This is a genomic window from Neobacillus sp. CF12 (genome assembly GCF_030348765.1).
Classification (GTDB): Bacteria; Bacillota; Bacilli; order Bacillales; family Cytobacillaceae; genus Neobacillus.
Window position 1 is genome coordinate 1,980,535 of sequence record NZ_JAUCEU010000007.1, and the last position, 19,205, is coordinate 1,999,739.

The 19,205-nt window shown below is 37.3% G+C and carries 15 protein-coding genes; all 15 read right to left on the reverse strand.

From position 1 onward, the window contains the following. Positions 1-75: 75 nt before the first annotated feature. Positions 76-1,668, reverse strand: coding sequence for an extracellular solute-binding protein (locus QUG14_RS09270; protein WP_289340230.1), 1,593 nt, complete (start codon positions 1,666-1,668; stop codon positions 76-78). A 119-nt stretch (positions 1,669-1,787) separates the two neighbouring features. Continuing rightward, positions 1,788-2,666: a carbohydrate ABC transporter permease gene (locus QUG14_RS09275; RefSeq protein ID WP_289340231.1), complete on the reverse strand. Its 879-nt coding sequence runs from the start codon at positions 2,664-2,666 to the stop codon at positions 1,788-1,790. A gap of 11 nt (positions 2,667-2,677) precedes the next feature. Further along, positions 2,678-3,649, reverse strand: a complete 972-nt coding sequence (locus tag QUG14_RS09280) for an ABC transporter permease (RefSeq protein WP_289340232.1) — start codon at positions 3,647-3,649, stop codon at positions 2,678-2,680. Positions 3,650-3,831: 182 nt separating this feature from the next. Next, the gene (locus tag QUG14_RS09285) at positions 3,832-5,040 is read right to left on the reverse strand and encodes an MFS transporter (RefSeq protein ID WP_289340233.1); all 1,209 of its coding nucleotides are present in this window, start codon (positions 5,038-5,040) and stop codon (positions 3,832-3,834) included. 181 nt (positions 5,041-5,221) lie between these two features. Further along, positions 5,222-6,769: an MFS transporter gene (locus QUG14_RS09290; protein ID WP_289340234.1), complete on the reverse strand. Its 1,548-nt coding sequence runs from the start codon at positions 6,767-6,769 to the stop codon at positions 5,222-5,224. Positions 6,770-6,834: 65 nt separating this feature from the next. Continuing rightward, a complete protein-coding gene (gene bglB, locus QUG14_RS09295) occupies positions 6,835-7,878 on the reverse strand; it encodes a beta-galactosidase BglB (RefSeq protein WP_289344111.1) in 1,044 nt (347 codons plus the stop codon). A gap of 231 nt (positions 7,879-8,109) precedes the next feature. Continuing rightward, positions 8,110-9,369, reverse strand: coding sequence for an ABC transporter substrate-binding protein (locus QUG14_RS09300; RefSeq protein WP_289344113.1), 1,260 nt, complete (start codon positions 9,367-9,369; stop codon positions 8,110-8,112). Between the two features lie 106 nt (positions 9,370-9,475). Further along, a complete protein-coding gene (locus tag QUG14_RS09305) occupies positions 9,476-11,029 on the reverse strand; it encodes a response regulator transcription factor (protein WP_289340235.1) in 1,554 nt (517 codons plus the stop codon). A 4-nt stretch (positions 11,030-11,033) separates the two neighbouring features. After that, complete coding sequence (locus tag QUG14_RS09310) at positions 11,034-12,791, reverse strand: cache domain-containing sensor histidine kinase (protein ID WP_289340236.1); 1,758 nt, start codon at positions 12,789-12,791, stop codon at positions 11,034-11,036. A gap of 561 nt (positions 12,792-13,352) precedes the next feature. Then, positions 13,353-14,186: an N-acetylmuramoyl-L-alanine amidase gene (locus QUG14_RS09315; protein WP_289340238.1), complete on the reverse strand. Its 834-nt coding sequence runs from the start codon at positions 14,184-14,186 to the stop codon at positions 13,353-13,355. A gap of 138 nt (positions 14,187-14,324) precedes the next feature. Then, positions 14,325-15,488 (reverse strand): CAP domain-containing protein, encoded by a 1,164-nt coding sequence (locus QUG14_RS09320; protein WP_353961072.1) that lies wholly within the window; start codon positions 15,486-15,488, stop codon positions 14,325-14,327. Positions 15,489-15,650: 162 nt separating this feature from the next. Then, positions 15,651-16,580, reverse strand: a complete 930-nt coding sequence (locus QUG14_RS09325; RefSeq protein ID WP_289340239.1) for a glycoside hydrolase family 43 protein — start codon at positions 16,578-16,580, stop codon at positions 15,651-15,653. A gap of 1 nt (position 16,581) precedes the next feature. Next, the gene (locus QUG14_RS09330) at positions 16,582-16,860 is read right to left on the reverse strand and encodes a DUF6171 family protein (RefSeq protein WP_289340240.1); all 279 of its coding nucleotides are present in this window, start codon (positions 16,858-16,860) and stop codon (positions 16,582-16,584) included. A gap of 17 nt (positions 16,861-16,877) precedes the next feature. Continuing rightward, positions 16,878-18,359: an alpha-N-arabinofuranosidase gene (locus QUG14_RS09335; RefSeq protein WP_289340241.1), complete on the reverse strand. Its 1,482-nt coding sequence runs from the start codon at positions 18,357-18,359 to the stop codon at positions 16,878-16,880. Positions 18,360-18,372: 13 nt separating this feature from the next. Then, positions 18,373-19,185: a polysaccharide deacetylase family protein gene (locus tag QUG14_RS09340; protein WP_289340242.1), complete on the reverse strand. Its 813-nt coding sequence runs from the start codon at positions 19,183-19,185 to the stop codon at positions 18,373-18,375. Positions 19,186-19,205: the final 20 nt, after the last annotated feature.

Below are 19,205 nucleotides of genomic sequence, written 5' to 3' on the forward strand. Positions count from 1 at the left end.
GTCGTTGGTTGACATGTACCAATGCAAATGCAAGAAGGCTGCCCTAATGGTAATTTTAAGGACAGCCGCATCTTTTTATTTTCTTCTTGACTCAGTAAATTCTTTCTTTTTATATCTGTCAGCAGCTTCTTCTAAAATCTTATTGCCTCCTCTTTCCTTCCATTCTTCAACCACCTTTGGCCAATCGCTGATCGGTTCAGCACCAGTAATCATCTTAGCCATATGACCCATCAGCAATTTTGGCGGAGTATCAGAACCCAGCTGCAGATCTGGCAGTGTATCCAAAGCTGTCAATGGCGGATCAAAATTTATCCCATCGCGGCCTTCTTTTGCAAGAATAGTATCGTAAACTTCAATCAGTTCCTGACCCTCTGGCGTCATTTCCAGTAAACCTTTAATATAAGTTGTGTCCTGAACCATCCATAAGAAGGCAGTACGGTAACGCTCGATATTCACTTCGTCCACGGATTGAGGGGTCTTATAGTTCATTTTTCCATTTTCCATTGAGTAGTCTCTTCCTTCAATTCCGAAAGTGAAGTACTTTGCTGCTTCTTCAGATAACATCCAATCAAAGAATTTAATAATTCTCTCTGGATTTTCTGTTTCTTTATTGATTGCATATGCACGGGTAACATCACCATATAGATAATATCCACCTTTGCCATCCGGGCCCACCGGAGAAGGAACAACTGCAATTTCAGCCTCAGGAACATTTTCCTTTAATTGCTGCTCCCATTGTAATAATTCGTTGGCATTCATGGACCACATTCCAATGTTTCCAGTGATTGCTTCATTTTTATACTGCTTCGAATCTATGGTTAAAAATTCTTTATGAAGCAAACCTTCATCATACATGGTCTTATACGTTTTAAGGGCTGCCTCCATGTTCTTTGAATCAAAGAACTTCGGTACAGGTTTTCCATCCTTATCTAGTTCCCACATACTGCTGTATGGGAAAACGTCATAGGCTCCAAAGAATGTATCTGCATATTTGAAATCTGCGCGACCGCCAAATGGCTGCGCTACACCCATTTCCTTAAATTTACGTAAAACATTTAATGTATCTTCTACAGTTTTTGGTACTTCCAATCCTGCTTTGTCTAGCAAATCTTTTCGGATATAGGTTGCTCTCCGGGAAGGATTTGATAGGAACTCTGGAATAGAATAGATTTTCCCATCCTTATATCTTTGTTTCTCCCAGGCAGCCTTTGGTATATACTTTTTCAAATTTGGCCCGTGCTTCTCAATTAAATCATCAAGTGGAAGAAACACACCTGCCTCAACCGCCTGCTGTAAAGTTTGTCCACTTCCTTCACCATATCCGGCAGATGTCTGAACAACATCTGGAATATCCCCTGAAGCAAACATTAAATCCATTTTGGTGGAATATTCATTATGCGGCATAAGACGAATATCCAAATCCGTGTTCGTTAACTTTTCCAGAACTTTCACATACTCATCCTCGTTAATATTAGGAGAATTTTCTACATGTGTAAAAGCCAGCGTCCTCATGGAAATGGAGAATTTTAATGGTTCACTTGATTTCTCTTCTGTTTCTTTTGTTTTGTCGGCCTTTTCTGATGTTTTCTCACTTTGACATCCTACCAGTAAAATGAGTGAAAAAAGTGCGACTGCAAAAATTTTAACTAATCTTTTAACCTCTATCATGGATCCATCCCCCTTTTTTTTATTAAGCAAGCGTTTTCATTTGCTTGAATCGATTATAGTCTGTCAATGAATCTATCAACAATGGGATTTCTTTTAGTCCACTTGGCGTTTTTTTATATTTACTCTTTAATGGACCCAATCATTGTACCTTTTACAAAATGCTTCTGTAAAAATGGATACAACAATAAAATTGGCAGTGTTGCGATTACTACTGTCGCCATTTGAATACCTTCTGGAGAATTTAAAGCGATCGTTGAATACACGGAATTCGATTCAACGGACATTTCATCATTCACTATCATTTGTCTTAATTTCACCTGAAGCGGATACAATTTCGGATCATTTAAGTAGTACAATGCAGTTTGATAGCTATTCCAGTGACTCACACCATAAAAGATTCCTATTGTTGCTAAAACAGGTTTTGATAGTGGTAATACAATACGGAATAAGATTCCCAGTTCCCCAAGACCATCGATCCTGGCAGCATCTATTAATGTGCTTGGTATATTTAAGAAGAAGGATCTCATAACAAAGAAGTTGAATGCACTAATCATGCTTGGAATAATTAAAGCCCACAATGTATCAACCATTCCAAAGTTTTTGACTACCAAATAAGAAGGAATCAGTGGTGCTGAAAAGATCATTGTAAATAACACCATAAATAAAATAATCTTTTTCCCTTTATATTCCGGTCTCGACAGCGGGTAAGCAAGCGAAGTTGTTGCCAATAAGTTAATAAAGGTCCCACCGATAGTAATAACCAGTGATACTAGAAATGCTTTCCATATGGAGGCATCGTGGAAAACGTATTCATAATTAATTAAGGTGAATTCTACCGGCCAAAAGAAGACCTCCCCTTTTGCGATCGCATTCGAGCTGCTGAATGATTTAGCAAATACAGATAGTAAAGGGAGGAGCATGGTTAATGCAAGAATTGCCAAAAAGACTAGGTTACCAATATCAAATAGTTTAGATCTTAAACTTGAACTCTGTTTCATATGATCCCCTCCTAATACAAACTGTTTCCTGACACTCTTTTGCTGACAAAATTGGCCAGAACAAGGAGCACTAATCCAACAACAGATTTAAAAAGTCCTATTGCTGTCGTAAAACTGTACTGTGCATTCCGTAAACCTACCTCGTAAATATAAGTATCTAGAATATCTCCATTTGCTTGGTTTAATGGATTCAAGAATACGTAAACCCTTTCAAAACCAAAATCAAGAAAATGACCGATATGAAGAAGGAACAAAATACTAAACGTTGGTAAAATCGCCGGCAGTGTTACATTCAAAATTTGTTGAAGTCGGTTGGCACCGTCTACTTTAGCAGCTTCATAGAGTTCCGGGTTGACACCGGCAAGAGCCGCTAAATAAATAATCGTTCCCCAACCCACACTTTGCCAAAGATAAGTAAGCACTAGTATTGGACGGATAAAATCTTCAGAACCCATAAAATAGATTGATTCATGTCCTAACCATTCGATAAACTTATTCACAATACCGGTAGTCGGAGAAAGAATTCCTATAAACAAACCGCTAATAATAACCCATGACAGAAAATGCGGCATATAGACGATCGTTTGAATAAACCTTTTATAAAGTACCAAACGCAGTTCATTTAATAACAGTGCTAAAATGAGAGGTGCGGGAAATATTAATATATCATAAAAGCTTAATAACAAAGTGTTCTTTAAGACACGAATGGAATCTGGGTTTTCGAACAGAGTTTGAAAATGCTTGAGACCTACCCATGCGCTGTCCCAAATTCCAGCGAAAATGTTGTAATCTTTGAAGGCAATAACTGAACCCATCAGGGGTACATATTTGAAAATTAGAAAATATAAGATTCCTGGAATCGAAATAAAATAAAGTGTTTTATATTTGTTAAGAATGCTAAGAGTTTGTCGGATGCGAGATTTCTCTTTAATTGTGATGTTTTGTTCTGTACTCAAATTTTGCTGTACAACCGTACTTTTCATCTATCTATTCCCTCCTTGATCTCTTTCTTTGAAATTTAAATTAGCATGTTAACCTCCTTTGATAATTGTTTTCTGAAATTACAGACTTAGAAATTGAGATTTTTTATAATCCTAATGATGTCATTTTATCATGGCAATATAATATGTTCTTCGGATGCTTTTTAGCTGACATTGGGTTTTTTTTAGGTGCTAGGTTTACCTTTCTTATAAAAAATAATTGAAATAAAGCATCCAAATAAAAATAATGAAATCCATGGCACTAAAGGGTACTGACTGTTTATGGTGAGATCATGAAGGTATCCCCCGCCTGTATTGCCGAAGAATCCGCCTATGGCAAAGCTCCAGCCGGTAAATCCAAAATAAGTTGCAAAGGACTGAGAATCAGAGAAATTTGATATTATGTGATTCATGGTAGGAACAACCAACATTTGTCCCAGGGTAAAAATAAGCACAACCCCTAGCATCGACCACAGCCCAATAGTGAATCCAAACATCAGCATACTCGTTCCCAATATGAATGTACCTAATGCCATAATATGAAGTTGAGGAATTTTCTTCGTTAAAACTTGTAATACTGGAATTTGGAGTAGCACCATAAATAATGCTCCAGCCATATAAAGAAAGGCAACACTGTCAACATTATCAAGCAATATTTCCGCTCTGACAGGAACGGAAAGGTAGAGTTGGACATTTAAAGTCCACACGCCCATTATTAAGAGACAAAATACAAGAAAACCTTTATCCTTCATTATTTTTTGGACTATTAGAATGAGTTTCTGTTCTTCTGTCTTTTCACCATCCATTTTAGGCAGGAGAATCCATGACAATAAAAAAGCGATAACAAACATAAAAGCTGATGAAAAACAGACGAGAGAAAAATCAAATCGAAGAAGAAACATCCCAATTACGGGTCCCAAAATAAATCCAACGTTGCTCAATGTCTCACGGATACTGAATATTTTTGTTTTCATTTGTTCACTTGTTGTTCTAGCATATGCCCCAAAACTTGCCGGATGGAAGATTGCTCCTCCTAAACCTGAAATAAACGCTGCCACTGCAAACCCTAAAGGATGGTGGACGATACCATATATGGTAAACCCAACAATACGTATCCCAACACCTAGCAGAATTGTCTTCTTGTATCCGATTCGGTCCGCCGCTATTCCACAAAAAAAACGAAATCCATTTTGAGCCAAACCACTGACTGCAATAATTGATCCAGATAGCGCCGTACTCATCCCTAAATGATTGATAAAATAGACACTTAATATTGGTACCAGCATATAAAATCCAATTGCCATCACTAATGTATCAATGTACAATGCTAGTAAACTAGGACTAATAGAACCTTGTACAATCGCACTATCTTTCGTCTTTACACCTCTTAACATCCTACTGATCCACCCTCTTTAATTTCATTCCTCGATACTACCATTTATCTTTAGGGATGGATATTGGACTATTTTATATGCTGATGGTTTTTTTTATGGTTTATTGTTTGTTTCTTTGAAAAGAAAACAAACCATTGCTATCGCAATGGTTTGTTTTTGGTTTAACATGCAATTACTTTTGTTACACTGCTTTTTTATGTTTCGTTTGATTATCTTGATTTTCTTTATACTTTATTAGATTCTCATACCCAATCTTGTTATTTCCCCATGATTTTTCATATTCCCAGCCTGTTAATTGTTCAAAAACTTGACGGGCTTCTGGAGTAACATCTTTTTTAGAGCCGCCATTTTTTAACCGTTCAATCTCATCTAACAGGATCACATGATTTTCTTTTGTTAATTTGTAACGATAAGAGACAATTAACCCCCCCACTAAAAAGAAAAGGGTTCCAAACAACAGAATTGAAATGATCATGTTTACAGCTGATTCTGGTTGTGAACCTTGTCCAGAGACAAAGCCTGCTTCTTGTAAGGCAACACTTACTAAAAAGACAGCTAAAGCCTGTGTTCCTTTTCTGATTAAACTCATGACACCAGCGAACACACCTTCACGTCTTTGACCAGTTAATGCTTCATCTACATCTGGAATAAATGCGTAGTTATTCCATGGAATGTAATTCAATCCACCACGACCTAAACCGCAAATTCCAATCATTACAAATAATAAAGCGGTGCTATTGAGTGTCCCTGTATTTTTCAATATGATGAACCCAACGATTCCTGCTATAAAGAAGAGTACTGCTGCTCTAAAAGCCGGAGCAGGATTCAATTTAATGGTTAATGTAAGAGCAATCCATACTCCAAATATTTGCATGGCATACATAAAAGTTAATAAATTCGAAGCATCAACGGCACTTTGCATGAGAGCAAAGACAACAAAATAAGTAAATACCGCATTAAAAACGTCTTGACTTAAATATCCTCCTAGATACATCCCAAGATGGTGACGGAATGTTTTTACTCGTAAGGTTGAGAACAAGTCCGCATAAATCTTATGAACATTTTGAAGGAAAGTTCTTTTACTTATCGTTTTTTCTACAGGTATTTCATCAAGTGGTCGTTCCCATGTATTTTTGTATAGCAGGGTTAAAACAATTAAAAAGATTACTGTAAAAATCATACCTGAATATAAGAATGTAAGAGGATCATCTTTTCCTAATGCTTCTACAAGTCGACCAGGAATAAATGCTGCGAATACTGCTGATGCTTGGGCAACAAACATTCTTGCACCCGTAAACTTTGAACGTACTTTGTAGTCATTGCTCATTTCGGCTGCAAGCGTATCATAAGGAATTAAAACCATTGAATACACAATTTCAAACAAAATATAGGTTACTAAGTAGTACCAGTAATTAAATCCATCCACCCAAATTAAGGTGTACACAAGCACAAGTGGAATGGCAGCTAATATAAAGAATTTACGTCTGCCAAAACGGCGGCCTAGTTTTGTTTTATGAAAATTATCTGTTATATAACCCATAGTTGGTGCTGCGATGGCATCCACGATTCGAGCGATAGCAAATATAGAACCGGCTTGAACAGCAGATAAATTACAAAAAGTTGTTAAGAAGAACAGTAACCATGCTGCTGTTAATGCAAAGGCTCCTGCCCCTAAAAAGTCACCTAAACCATAAGACAAATAATTAATAAACTTCGGTTGTCTCTTCATTATTGCTTCTCCTTTTTTTGAAAACATAATCTATTTTTCAATTAAATAGACGATTGGAAAGTCTATTACTTATAAGTATTAAGAAACTCAGCTAATGCTAGTATTGCGAGTGATTGTCCGTACGGCATGGTGGTGATTCTGATTTCTTTGTAAAAATCAAGTGTATCGCCCATCCCTGTTCCTACTGATACTTTTTGTAATGCGCCTTCTTCATTAATTTCTCTGATGATTCCCTGGATTGCTTTGTTCGCAACTTCTTTATAATCCGGGCTAACATATCCCTTATGGACTGCTTTTAAAATTCCATAGGCAAAACCAGCTGAAGCTGAAGCTTCTACATAAGAGGTTGGGTCATTAATTAACGTATGCCATAATCCGCTTACATTTTGGTATTTAGCAAGTGCTTCGATTTGCCTGTTCAATGTATCAATTAGGAAATCATGTAGAAAATCTCCCTTTTTTAATTCCAATATTTCAATAATTTCGGGAATCGCAATGGTAATCCAGCAATTTCCTCTTGCCCAAAGTGCTTCTGCATAATTATGATTTTCTTCAAAGGTCCAGCCATGGAACCATAATCCTGTCTTTCGGTCAGTTAAATATTTGATGTGGATTAGAAACTGTTTTTTGGTCTCTTCCAAGTATTCAGGTTTGTTAAGAAGCGTTCCAATTTTGGCTAATGGCAGCACTGTCATCATCAACGTGTCATCCCAAAGTTGGTTTTTATTTTCAGGTCCATAGGTCATATGCTGCAGTCCATCTTCACGTGTTCGCGGCATTTCGTACATAACCCATTCAGCCCATTCCTCCAAAAATGGAAGATAAGTCTGGTTCTTGGTATCCTCATATAAAAATGCCAATGTTAAAAATGGTGCCATAGTATTGACATTCTTGGGTGGAACACCTTCTTCGAATCTAGCATTGAACCATTCATTGATAATATCCAACGCCTTTTGGTCATTGGTCGATTTCCAATATATATAGATCCCATAGAGTCCTACTCCTTGAGGCCAGTTCCAAACATGCCAACTTTTATCATCAACGATTAATCCATCAAAGTTGAGTAAAAATTCACCAGTCTGATCTTTAATTTCTGTGAGATTATTCATCAATAAATTTATATAAGTAATAATCTGATCCTTTTCTATAACATTAGCCTGTATCACAGCAATCCCTCCAAATATGTAAACGCTTTATGCTTATACATTGATTTTAAGGAAAGCGTTTAATTGGAACAATTAAAAAAACAGAGGTCTAGAGTTAAAAAACATACTTATTTCCATAGATTGAATAAAAAAAGAACCAGTACATATGCTGGTTCACTCAATTGACCTAATTGATTACTTATTCATTTCTAAAATCTTTTCAGCTTGTTCTCTAAACGACCTCGCCCCATCTTCTGGGGTAATTTTCTTGAATAAAATCTGTTCAGATATATCTTTCAACACATTCATTACTTCTGCACTGCCCAGTGGATCAGGCGGGTCGGCTTTGCTAATATTCTTTGATGCTTTTTCAACATAATCAAAGATTTTGGTTTCCGCCTCTGCCAATTCCGGCTTGATCCCTTTAACAACCTTTGAAGATACTGGGACTCCACGGTCACCTTTGATCAACTTATTGGCTTCTACATTATTTACAAAGAAATCGATAAACTTGGCAGCTTCTTGTTTTTGCTTTGAACTCTTAGGAATGGAAAAGAACATACTTGGTCTTAAAAATAATGCTGCCTCTTTCGTGTGCTCTGGTGGCAGGTTAAGTGATAGCGTTGCTTTATCAGATTGGGCAAAACCTGAAAATTGATTGGACCAGTTCCAGGTCAATGCTGCTTCTCCAGTTACAATAAATTCATCTTCTAGTCCTTTTATATGTGCTTCGGCATCTGGAGTTGGAAAAGCATTAGCATTCACTAATCTAAGTTGCCTCTCAAAGTACTGAATGAATAATTTATCGTCCGAATAGCCGAGCCCAGTTCCATCTTCACGATAAAACCGCTCACCTTGTGTTCTTAAATAGTAAGGAAAAAATACATGTGTAGGATTCATTCCATTTGTACCGTATTTCCCTGTACCTTTTTGGACATCGACCGCCATTTTTTCAAAGTCGTCCCAATTCCAGTTTTCATCGTCCATTTTAAGGCCAGCTTCTTTTAATAGATCGTCATTTGTTATAACAGTTAGAACGTTTGAACCCAGTGTAAATCCGTATAATTTATCAGCCATCATCCCGCCGGAAATAGCATTTTCATCAATCGAACTACTATCAATCGTCCCATCCTTTAAAAACTGCGTTAAATTTTCCAGTTGCCCTTTCTTTCCATATTGAAACAAGTAGGCTGTATCCATTTGAATGACATCAGGCAGCTGGCTGGCTGCAGCCATTGGAGCAAGCCTTTTCCAATAATCATCCCAGTTGGCATATTCCGCTATAATTTTCACATGAGGGTTTTTCTTTTCATACATGTCGATTACTTTCATCGTATAATCATGTCTTGATTGCCCTCCCCACCAGGCTACTCTCAGTGTCACTTTATTATTTACATTTTTACTATCAGTGGCATCATCACTGTTTGAGCTGCAGGCAGTGACGGAAAGGATCATGATTAAACTTAAAAGTGCCAAGCTAAACTTTTTCAAAATTTATCCCCCTTTGGTGAAAGAGCTTATACCAACATTCGTGCTCTTTGTCAGCCAAACGACCATTCATTCATGTAATGTTTCGATATTCGGATGGTGTATAGCCAGTATATTTCTTAAACACCTGGCTAAAATATTGCGGATTATCGCCAAAGCCAATCATCTCCGCCAACGTTATTACCTTTACATCGTCCATTTCCACTATAAGATCTACTGCCCTTTCAATCCTAAGCTTTGTCAGATAGGCTGAAAATTTTTGGCCTGTTTCTTGTCTAAACAGTTTTCCCAGATAATCCGGATTCATATAAAGAATTTTATTCGCCACCATTTTAAGGGACAGATCGGGATTACCCAGATTTCTATTAACAATGTCTATTACTTTACTAATCACAGATGTCTGTTTGGATTTAAATCTTTGATAGTATTCATTCGTTATTTTTTTTGCTGTGGTTTCGATATATTCCTTCATCTGCTGAACCGTTTCCATTCCTAATAATGCGGAGGTCCCCATTAGGTAAGTTTGCATACACTCTGTATCGACAGTCTGTACAATGGCCATGTAGAGCTGTATACAATAGGATTTTGTTAAATCAATACCCTGTCGCAATTCAGCCATTTTTTCAAAGATGCTAGCCATTTCCTCACAAACATCATCGATATGCCCAGACTTGATTTTCAAAACAAGCTGCTGTTCATCAAGAATAAAAACAGTTGAGGTAGTTGTATTAGAAGGTAAAATATCTTTTTTGCTAATAATGCTTCCTTCTCCCAAATAAAAACGGTGTTCCATACATTCGATTGCTTCACGGTACAGGCTTCTGATATTTTGTACATTGTCCCTTTTACTTATAGCTACTGTGGTATCCCTTTTGTAGTATTGGTGAAGGAGTTCTCGTATCTTTAAAATTTTGTCATGCAGTTTTTCCGAGTCCTGGTCATCTTCAACTAAAAATAGTTCATATTCGCCAATTGTGGTATTTAACAGAGTCGAATCAAATATTTCTGCCCCAATATTTTTTATAGCAAACAAATGCTCATAAGAAAATTCGCCTTCCAGTTTGAAAAGGATTAGTCTCACTTGCTGATTTCTAATCTCACTATTAAAAAGCTTTTGATAGAAAGATAAGTCCATATTTGAATGACTCTTATTTAAAAGGAATTCTGTTAACCACTGTGCTTTCATATAGGGTTGAGCTTTTTCATATTTCTCGCGAAGTTGGCAGATAAAGTTGTCCTGGTCCTTTTTTTCCTGTAATTCATTTATTACCTCATTAAGTGCTGCGGTAATTTTCTCGACATTACATGGCTTTAACAAATAATTTTTCACACCATATTGCATGGCGGTTCTAGCATATTCAAACTCGCTAAATCCTGACAATAATATAAATTTTACCGAAGGATATTTAATGTTAACCTTCGCTACAAGACTTAGGCCATCCATGCCGGGCATTCTGATATCACTGATAACAATATCAGGCATATAATCGACTATTTTTTCATACGCATCAATCCCATTTCTTGCCGTTGCCACAAGCTCCAAATCCAACGCTGCCCAATCGATTACACTGGAAATACCTTCGACAATAATTTTTTCGTCATCTGCTAATAACACTTTGTATGCCATTTTATCACTCCGATTGAAAAGGTAAAACCACTGTAACCGCGGTCCCTTTTCCCAAAAGATTTTCAATTCTTAATCCATGCGGTTCGCCTGTGAAAAGCCTTATCCTTGTATCAATGTTATTCAGCCCTATTCCCGTCCCTCTTGGTTTCACTGTTCCCTCTTTTACTTTATGGAGAATGAGTGGGTCTATGCCCAGACCATTATCTTCTATCCGAATGAGAAGCTTGTCCTCCTCCTGATAAGCCTGTAATTTAATAACAGACGTATCAATGGAAGTCTCAACTACATGCTTGAATGAATTTTCAAGAAGTGGCTGAAGAATTAATTTTGGGATTCTGCATTTCAAACAATTGGAAGGAATATCCAATTGAAATTCCAATCGGTCATCAAACCTATATTTTTGGATTGTTAAATAACTTTTGACAATATCAAGTTCTTCCTCCAAGGTAATGATATCTTCAGTAAAATTGATGGAGTTTCTCATGAGATGTCCAAGTGCTTCAACCATGTTTGAAATTTCCTTCTGTTTGTTTATGATTGCTAACCAATTGATGGACTCTAGCGTATTGTACAAAAAATGAGGATTTATCTGAGCCTGTAGGGCTTTAAATTCGGTTTCCTTTATTAATAGTTGCTTAGAATAATTCTCCTGGATTAACTCATCAATTCTATGAATCATGGTTATAAAGTTCCGATATAGAATCCCTATCTCATCTTCATAAATCTTAGAATGATTTAACGAATTTACAATTGTAAAATTCCCGTTTTGGACTTTTTGCATGGTAGCAGACAATTCTAAAATAGGATTCGTAATTCTTCTTAAAAAATTAAAACCAAGAGAAATAAGAATCACGAACAGCAACATAAACACCAACACCAAGGAATATTTCACGGCATTTATCTTAGAAAACAACTTATTAAATGGAATAATGCTCCAGTAGGTCCAATCCTCAAAATCCGTTGTGAAATGGTTAACAAAAAATCTTTCTCCATTGATTTTTTCAATACCGTAACCTTGCTCATCTTTTGCTAGGAATTGATTGTTGTTGATATGATCCATTCCTTTTTCTGAATAAAAAACGTGTTCCCCATCTGATATCACAATATTTCCGGCCAAATCTCCATGGGGTTTTGGTAAATCGCTTACAATCTTATCTAAATTAACACGAACCATAAGTTTGCCGATATTTTCAAAGTTAAGATTCTCATAAGAACGGATAAGCCGGACTGAAGTTAAAAACCCATTATTCTCGTCTATTTCCATCCAATGGTTTTCTCCTTCATACTTTTCAGCCTGGTTAAGAGCAAATTCCTTATCTTTTTCTTTTAATGAGTTGCTGCTGGAGCCGGCTAAAAATTCCCTTCCAAATGAATCAAACAGATTAATAGATTGAATATACTTCTCAGATCCAACATATTTTACCAATTCATCTTCCAATTCCTGTTCAAGACGATAAAACTCATACTTCTCAACATTTCCTTGAAGCGCTGATAAGATACTTTGAATATGCGGGTCGACAGCTATTTCATAACTTACTTCCTCCACTCTCTCAAGTTTCTCTTCGATGCTATTCGAGGACATCATCAACACTTGTGAGGATTTTGAATAGATTTGCTCATCATAAAGGGAAAAAGCATATCGAATACCTGCCAGTACAAGTACCAGGGTGGTCACCATAATTAATGAAATGGTCAAAAAAAGCTTTACGTTGAGCTTAGAATTATTATAGGTATTCGTGAAGTAGAACCATATCCTTTTCATCAAAAAGCTCCCTTTGCTGAGAATTGCAAATAATTTAATAATATTAAGATAGTTTTTAAGAACAGTTTCAAAAACCATTTTTTCAACTATCTTATTTAATAGTGTAATAAAAATAAAAAATGATTCCCTCAATATAACCGACTTCATTGTTTAAAAAACAGTGAAGTCGGTTTTTTCATGGGTTATAGCGTTTTATTCTATCTTCGCTATGATTCCATTTAAATAAAATATTCTTATGTATTCCTGAAAAAAGAGGAAGCACGCCTGAGAACGTGCTTCTTCCTTTTAGTTATTGATGAAAAGATGGGTTTTGGAAATTTTGGTATCCTTGTGTTTGGAATGCTGGATTTACAAACATCTGATGTTGAAGTCCAGCAGATCCTGTCTGACATTAAAGTTCGATTTAACCCTTTTATATGTTCTGCCTTTAGAGTCCTTCTCATCCCTCAAGATAAATTCTAAAAAATGATTAGAATATAATTGTTCGTTAAATATAAAAGACTGACTAAAAGTGTCTTCATTTAAGACTTCTTTAGTCAGTCTGAAAATTATCCTTTTTCATTATTGCCGCCACTCGGCTGCTTCTTCTCGTGTCATGAGTCTCATATTGCTGTCAAACTTTGATATTGAGGCTGCAGCTTCTTTGAAATTTGCCATACCAGTGTCAAATGGACCGATCAGAAACACAATAGAACCATCTGGTCCACGTTTTGTATCGTAGTTATGTCCAGTCTTTAAAAGATAATTATGAATCTCTAACAAAGCCGGACCAGCATAACCACCCGTATAAATGTAACGGATTACGTTAGTAGGCTGTTGACTTACTGGTGCATTCTTTCGTTTTAAATTGAACTTCGTAACAATGGCATCGGCAATTGCCCGACCGACTATTGCCCGGTATTCGTTTGTTTTCATTAAAGCCAATTCTTCAGGGTTGGTCATAAAACCACCCTCAATTAGTAAACTGTCTGCATTCGTAGCGCGAAGGATTTGAAAATCCGCAGTTTTTAATCCACGGTTTACCCGATTTGTACGGTTAATCACATAATTATGAATGTGTAAAGCAATGTCACGATTTAGTGCAGAAGCACTTGGATGAATGAAGGTTTCAATTCCATTTGCCGCAGGGGTGGCTGCATTACCGTGAACGGAAATATGGAGGTGTGAGCCCCATTGATTAGCGCGGTTCGCTCGCTCAGATAATGGTACATCTACTCTACCGGAAGGGTCGTCTACTCGTAGTTGTTCGACATTCTCGTAATGTGATAGAGCTTCCATGGCGTAATCGACTACACCATCGTTAAAGTCCCATTCATACATGGAGTTGTCTAGCGCACGTTTTCCAGGTGTAACCCCAAAACCAGCATGTCCAGCGTCCCAAGATATTTTTAACATTACTTATCCTCTCCTTTCCTATATTAAATGAACAGAAGTTCATTTTTGTGTAGGTCAATTAAACAAAAATAAATATTTTTAATCAAATAAAAAAATAAAGAAGAAAGGAATCCACTACAGATTCCTTTCTTCTTTTAATTATTTACCAATAAACATTTGTGTCCAGTGGTTACCTGACTTTTCGTACCCTACTCCAATGTGAGTAAAGTTAGCGCTTAAAATGTTTTTTCTATGCCCTTCACTGTTCATCCATGCAGTTACAACTTCCTGCGGTGTACGTTGTCCTTGAGCGATATTTTCACCTGCAGACTTATACGTTACGCCAAAGTCCCTCATCATATCAAATGGTGAGCCATACGTTGGGCTTGTATGTGAGAAATAATTGTTCTGCGCCATATCAACAGATTTCTTTTGAGCAACGCCATTTAATTGGCTGTCAGCTTTTAAAGCTGGAAGGCCATTTTTGCTTCGCTGTGCATTTGTTAAATCAATTACCTGCTGGACGAATTGAGCAACATCACCTGTAGCAGGTGCTGGTGCTGCTGGAGCCGCTGGTTTTGGTGCTGCTGGTGCTGGTGCTGGTGCTGGTGCCGGTGCTGTTGGCGCCGGTGCTGCTGGTTTTGGTGCTGGCGCAGTTGGTGCCGGAGCTGCTGGTTGTTGATTTGGTGCTTGTGCAGTCGGCTGTTGCTGCTGAGTTGGAGCCTTTCCTTGTGGACCTCCAAACTGATACCATTGTACAGAGCCAAACGGGATATACCTATACTGAGCATGTTGAATCAAAACTGCTTTTGTATGAGGGTAATGTTTACTATCCAATGTTGTACGATCCGCTGATATATCAAGCATATCATTCATATTGTTGTTATTATTGTTATTGTTGGTCCGTATATTGTTGAAATTACGGTCTATATCCCAATCATTATCATGTAAACGATTGTAATTTACATTATTGGTATTCATGTTTCGATTGGTTGTACGGTTGTTATTAACATTTCTCGTTCTGTTGTTACGGTTGTTTGTACGATCATTATTTACATTGGTAATATAATCGTCATTGTTGTTCCGATTATATCCATTTCGATCCCAGTCCGGATCGTTGTTATCTCTATTGGTGTAATCTTCGGTGAGCGGACCATTATGGTCAATCCCATCATCTCTGCCATTACCAACATTTAAAATGGTATTGTCTCGATCAACCCTACTTGTACGTACTTCGTCAGCTGCATCATTGTTGTTATTACATGCAGCAAGACCGAATGTCAAAACCCCTGATAGTAATAAGCCTAAAGGCTTTTTTATCAAATTGATTACCCCCTTGCAAAAATTGTTTTTTTGCCTTCTTATTTTTGATTGTTTTTCAAATATTATTGATGGAAATAAACTCTATTTCTACATAAAAAAAAACCGAAAGGTAGTAATTACCAATCGGTTTTTTTTTTCATATGGGTATGTTAATAATAGAATTCAAAGGAAATTCGGGGTACCATCTTCATTCCAATTTATGCTTTTAGCCCGAGTATGGCGGTTTGGATCCCAAAGTGGATTTCCGACAATATCACGGTAACTGCGGGCGTGATAAATAAGAATATCGTGGTTTCCATCTTCTGAAACGGTAAAACTGTTATGTCCCGGACCAAAAATTTTTGCTTCTTCGTTCGTGTAAAAAACGGGTGATTTTGATTTCATCCAAGATTGGGGATGCAACAAATCACTATCTTCATCACATTGCAGCAGACCCATGCAATAATTAGCATCTGTTGCGCTTGCAGAGTATGTTAAGAATATCTTCCCATTTCTTTTTAGAGCAGCTGCACCTTCATTAACCCAAAAGCCAACTTTTTCCCATTCCAACTCTGGTTTGGTAATCATGACTTGAGGTCCCTCAATTGTCCAAGGGTTAACCATTTTAGCAATATAAAGATTCGTACTTCCTTCAATTGCAGGATCTTTTTGAGCCCAGACGTAATACCGTATACCTTTATGTTCAAAAGTTGTTCCATCAAGTGAAAAGGATTCCCAATCTGTTTTGATTTGGCCTTTTTCCTCCCAAATTCCTTCTAATGGATTATCAGATTCATTTTTAATTACATACATCCGATGAGCAAAAATCTCATCTTTTCTGGCTGCTGCAAAATAGATATACCAACACCCATCGATGAAATGAATTTCTGGAGCCCATATATTCGCACTCATGATCCCGCTCTCACGCTTTCTCCATGCCACTACTGGCTCTGCTGCCCTTAATCCCTGAATCGTTTCTGCCCTTCTTACTTTAATTCGATCGTATTCAGGGACAGAAGCCGTGAAGTAATAGTAGCCGTCAGTATGTTTGTATACCCATGGATCAGCACGCTGCTCAATAATTAGATTACTAAAAGTATCACCTTTATTCATATCATTCACCCATCATCCTATCCCACTTAGGTTTCCCTGTATGTGGGCAGCCCTTGTTTTTGAATTTTGCTCGATAGCGGACAATACATCCGCTATATGAACAGGTTGTTCCATATTGTAAAAATTCACAACTTGAACATTGTGTTAATCGAGCGCTATAAATTTCATTGGTAACAATTTTTGAAATTTCTTCATCTGCTTCCCGAACCAGTTCTTGGATCACTTCTTCGGAAACCATGACAGTATCTAGACAGCTCTTACAAAAAGTTTTATCAGCCATTGTATTAAATACCCTTGTTAGGACTCTATCGTTAGGGTCACAACAGACATCGGTGGAAGTTGAACCGCCAGTTGGTTATTTGAAACATTTACATCATTAAATTCACAAGGCTTAACTACATCCTGTTGTTCAAACGTATTATGATCGTTCATACTTCCAGAAGTTAAAATGGAACCAAATACTCTTGCAGCATCGTTAATTCCACGAAGTTCTATTTCAATGTCTGCCTTATTCAAAGGATCAATATTACATAAACTAATGTGAATTTTCCCTTGCTCGTCCCTAGAAGCCGAAATACTTACCTGCGGCAATGTCTGCCCATTATATTCATAGTTTCCACACGAAGATGCCACTTCTAACCTCTGCGCATCCTGATGAACCTTGTACATATCAAAAACATGATAGGTTGGGGTAAGGATCATTTTTTCACCCTCGGTTAAAATCATAGCTTGAAGAACATTTACCGTTTGAGCGATATTTGCCATTTGAACTCGATCGTTGTGGTTGTGGAAAATATTAAAGTGTAATCCCGCAACAAGTGCATCTCGCAAGGTGTTTTGTTGGTATAAAAACCCTGGATTCGTCCCTTTCTCAACATTAAACCATGTACCCCACTCATCGATAATCAAACCCACTCGCTTTTCTGGGTCATATTTGTCCATGATGGTGCTGTGTTTAGTGATGAGTTCGTCCATCCGATACGCCTTTTTCATCGTGATAAACCATTCATCCTCAGCAAAATCAACCGCAGCACCTTTATCTGTCCAATCTCCCGGTACGGTGTAATAATGGATACTTAGTCCGTCCATCATCCGGTGGGCATTTTTCATTAGCACTTCTGTCCAATTGTAATCATCGGAATTTGCGCCGCCAGCGATCTTATATATTTTGTTACCGCCATAATTCCTTACATATGTTTGATACTGGCGATAGAGGTCTGAATAATATTCTGGACGCATATTTCCACCGCAGCCCCAGTTTTCATTGCCAACACCGAAATATTTCAATTTCCAAGGCTTTTCTTGGCCATTTTCTCTGCGCCAATTTGCCATTGGTGATTCGCCTTCAAATGTCATGTATTCAACCCATTCAGACATTTCCTGAACAGTTCCGCTGCCAACATTTCCACAAATATAAGGTTCACACTCTAGTAATTCACATAACAGCATAAATTCGTGTGTCCCAAAGTGATTGTTTTCGACGACACCGCCCCAATGTGTATTAACCATTCTTTTCCTTACTTCTTTTGGACCGACTCCATCTTTCCAGTGATATTCATCAGCAAAGCAGCCTCCTGGCCAGCGGAGGACTGGTACCTTGATTTGTTTTAAGGCCGCTAAAACATCATTGCGAATACCTTTTGTATTTGGGATAGATGAATCCTCGCCGACCCATATCCCTTCATAAATACATCTCCCAAGATGTTCGGCAAAATGACCATAGATATTTTTATTTATTACTCCTTGAGTTATATCGGTGTTAATAATGACTTTGTTCATTTAGAAAAACCCCCTATAGTTTTTTATTGATTAAATCAATTTGCTTACCTGCTTTTACCTCGACAATCGTATTGTCTACACTCAGCCAAACTGAAATTGCCGATGGATTGTATACGAAATCGCTGGCCGCTGAAAATTTGAGGTTTTGGAATGCCTTGATATAGTCCACGATTTCGATATTGGTTGCATACCAGATATCGTTACGATTACCAATAAATTCACAAAAGTCCTCGATTAAATCCCAGTTTTGATCATTTTCAAACTCATAGCTATGGCCCCAGACATACATCATATATAAGTATTGTTTTTTATGAAGTTGAACAAAGTCTTCAGCTAGTTTCATTAAATTTCGATTATGATGACAAGTTGGATTCCATTCAATAAAATCATCAGGGATAGAAAAATGCCCTGTACTATGAACGGTTCTCGCGTATTCAATACCCAAATATGGGAGCATTTCTTTCACTAATTGATTATAGGAACCATTCGGATAAGACAATCCCCTAACTGTATATCCAGCAACTTTCTCCAGGCTTTTTCGGTCATTGATGATTTCTTCGATGATTTGTTCTTTTGGTGATCTCGCAATGGTTGGATGTGTTACCGTATGTGTTGAGATTTCATGTCCTTCGTATAGTTGTGCTACTTCCTCTTCAGGGATACGATCCTCATACCCTAGCAGCCCTGAATTAACATGAAAGGAACCCTTAATACCATATTGGTTAAAAACCTTAACTAATCTTCGGTCAGCTGCCCTGCCGTCGTCATAACTCATCGTTAGCACTTTATGTTTCCCTTCAGGAAAAGTCATAATTACCTTTGGCATCTTTATCCCTCGCAATCTGT

What these genes read in the sequence shown, in the direction of transcription:
- QUG14_RS09330 (WP_289340240.1), bottom strand. Translation starts at nt 16,860, where the DNA reads ATGGCTGATAAAACTTTTTGTAAGAGCTGTCTAGATACTGTCATGGTT.
- QUG14_RS09275 (WP_289340231.1), bottom strand. Translation starts at nt 2,666, where the DNA reads ATGAAACAGAGTTCAAGTTTAAGATCTAAACTATTTGATATTGGTAAC.
- QUG14_RS09270 (WP_289340230.1), bottom strand. Translation starts at nt 1,668, where the DNA reads ATGATAGAGGTTAAAAGATTAGTTAAAATTTTTGCAGTCGCACTTTTT.
- bglB (WP_289344111.1), bottom strand. Translation starts at nt 7,878, where the DNA reads ATGAATAATCTCACAGAAATTAAAGATCAGACTGGTGAATTTTTACTC.
- QUG14_RS09315 (WP_289340238.1), bottom strand. Translation starts at nt 14,186, where the DNA reads ATGTTAAAAATATCTTGGGACGCTGGACATGCTGGTTTTGGGGTTACA.
- QUG14_RS09290 (WP_289340234.1), bottom strand. Translation starts at nt 6,769, where the DNA reads ATGAAGAGACAACCGAAGTTTATTAATTATTTGTCTTATGGTTTAGGT.
- QUG14_RS09280 (WP_289340232.1), bottom strand. Translation starts at nt 3,649, where the DNA reads ATGAAAAGTACGGTTGTACAGCAAAATTTGAGTACAGAACAAAACATC.
- QUG14_RS09310 (WP_289340236.1), bottom strand. Translation starts at nt 12,791, where the DNA reads ATGAAAAGGATATGGTTCTACTTCACGAATACCTATAATAATTCTAAG.
- QUG14_RS09325 (WP_289340239.1), bottom strand. Translation starts at nt 16,580, where the DNA reads ATGAATAAAGGTGATACTTTTAGTAATCTAATTATTGAGCAGCGTGCT.
- QUG14_RS09300 (WP_289344113.1), bottom strand. Translation starts at nt 9,369, where the DNA reads ATGATCCTTTCCGTCACTGCCTGCAGCTCAAACAGTGATGATGCCACT.
- QUG14_RS09340 (WP_289340242.1), bottom strand. Translation starts at nt 19,185, where the DNA reads ATGCCAAAGGTAATTATGACTTTTCCTGAAGGGAAACATAAAGTGCTA.
- QUG14_RS09305 (WP_289340235.1), bottom strand. Translation starts at nt 11,029, where the DNA reads ATGGCATACAAAGTGTTATTAGCAGATGACGAAAAAATTATTGTCGAA.
- QUG14_RS09285 (WP_289340233.1), bottom strand. Translation starts at nt 5,040, where the DNA reads ATGTTAAGAGGTGTAAAGACGAAAGATAGTGCGATTGTACAAGGTTCT.
- QUG14_RS09335 (WP_289340241.1), bottom strand. Translation starts at nt 18,359, where the DNA reads ATGAACAAAGTCATTATTAACACCGATATAACTCAAGGAGTAATAAAT.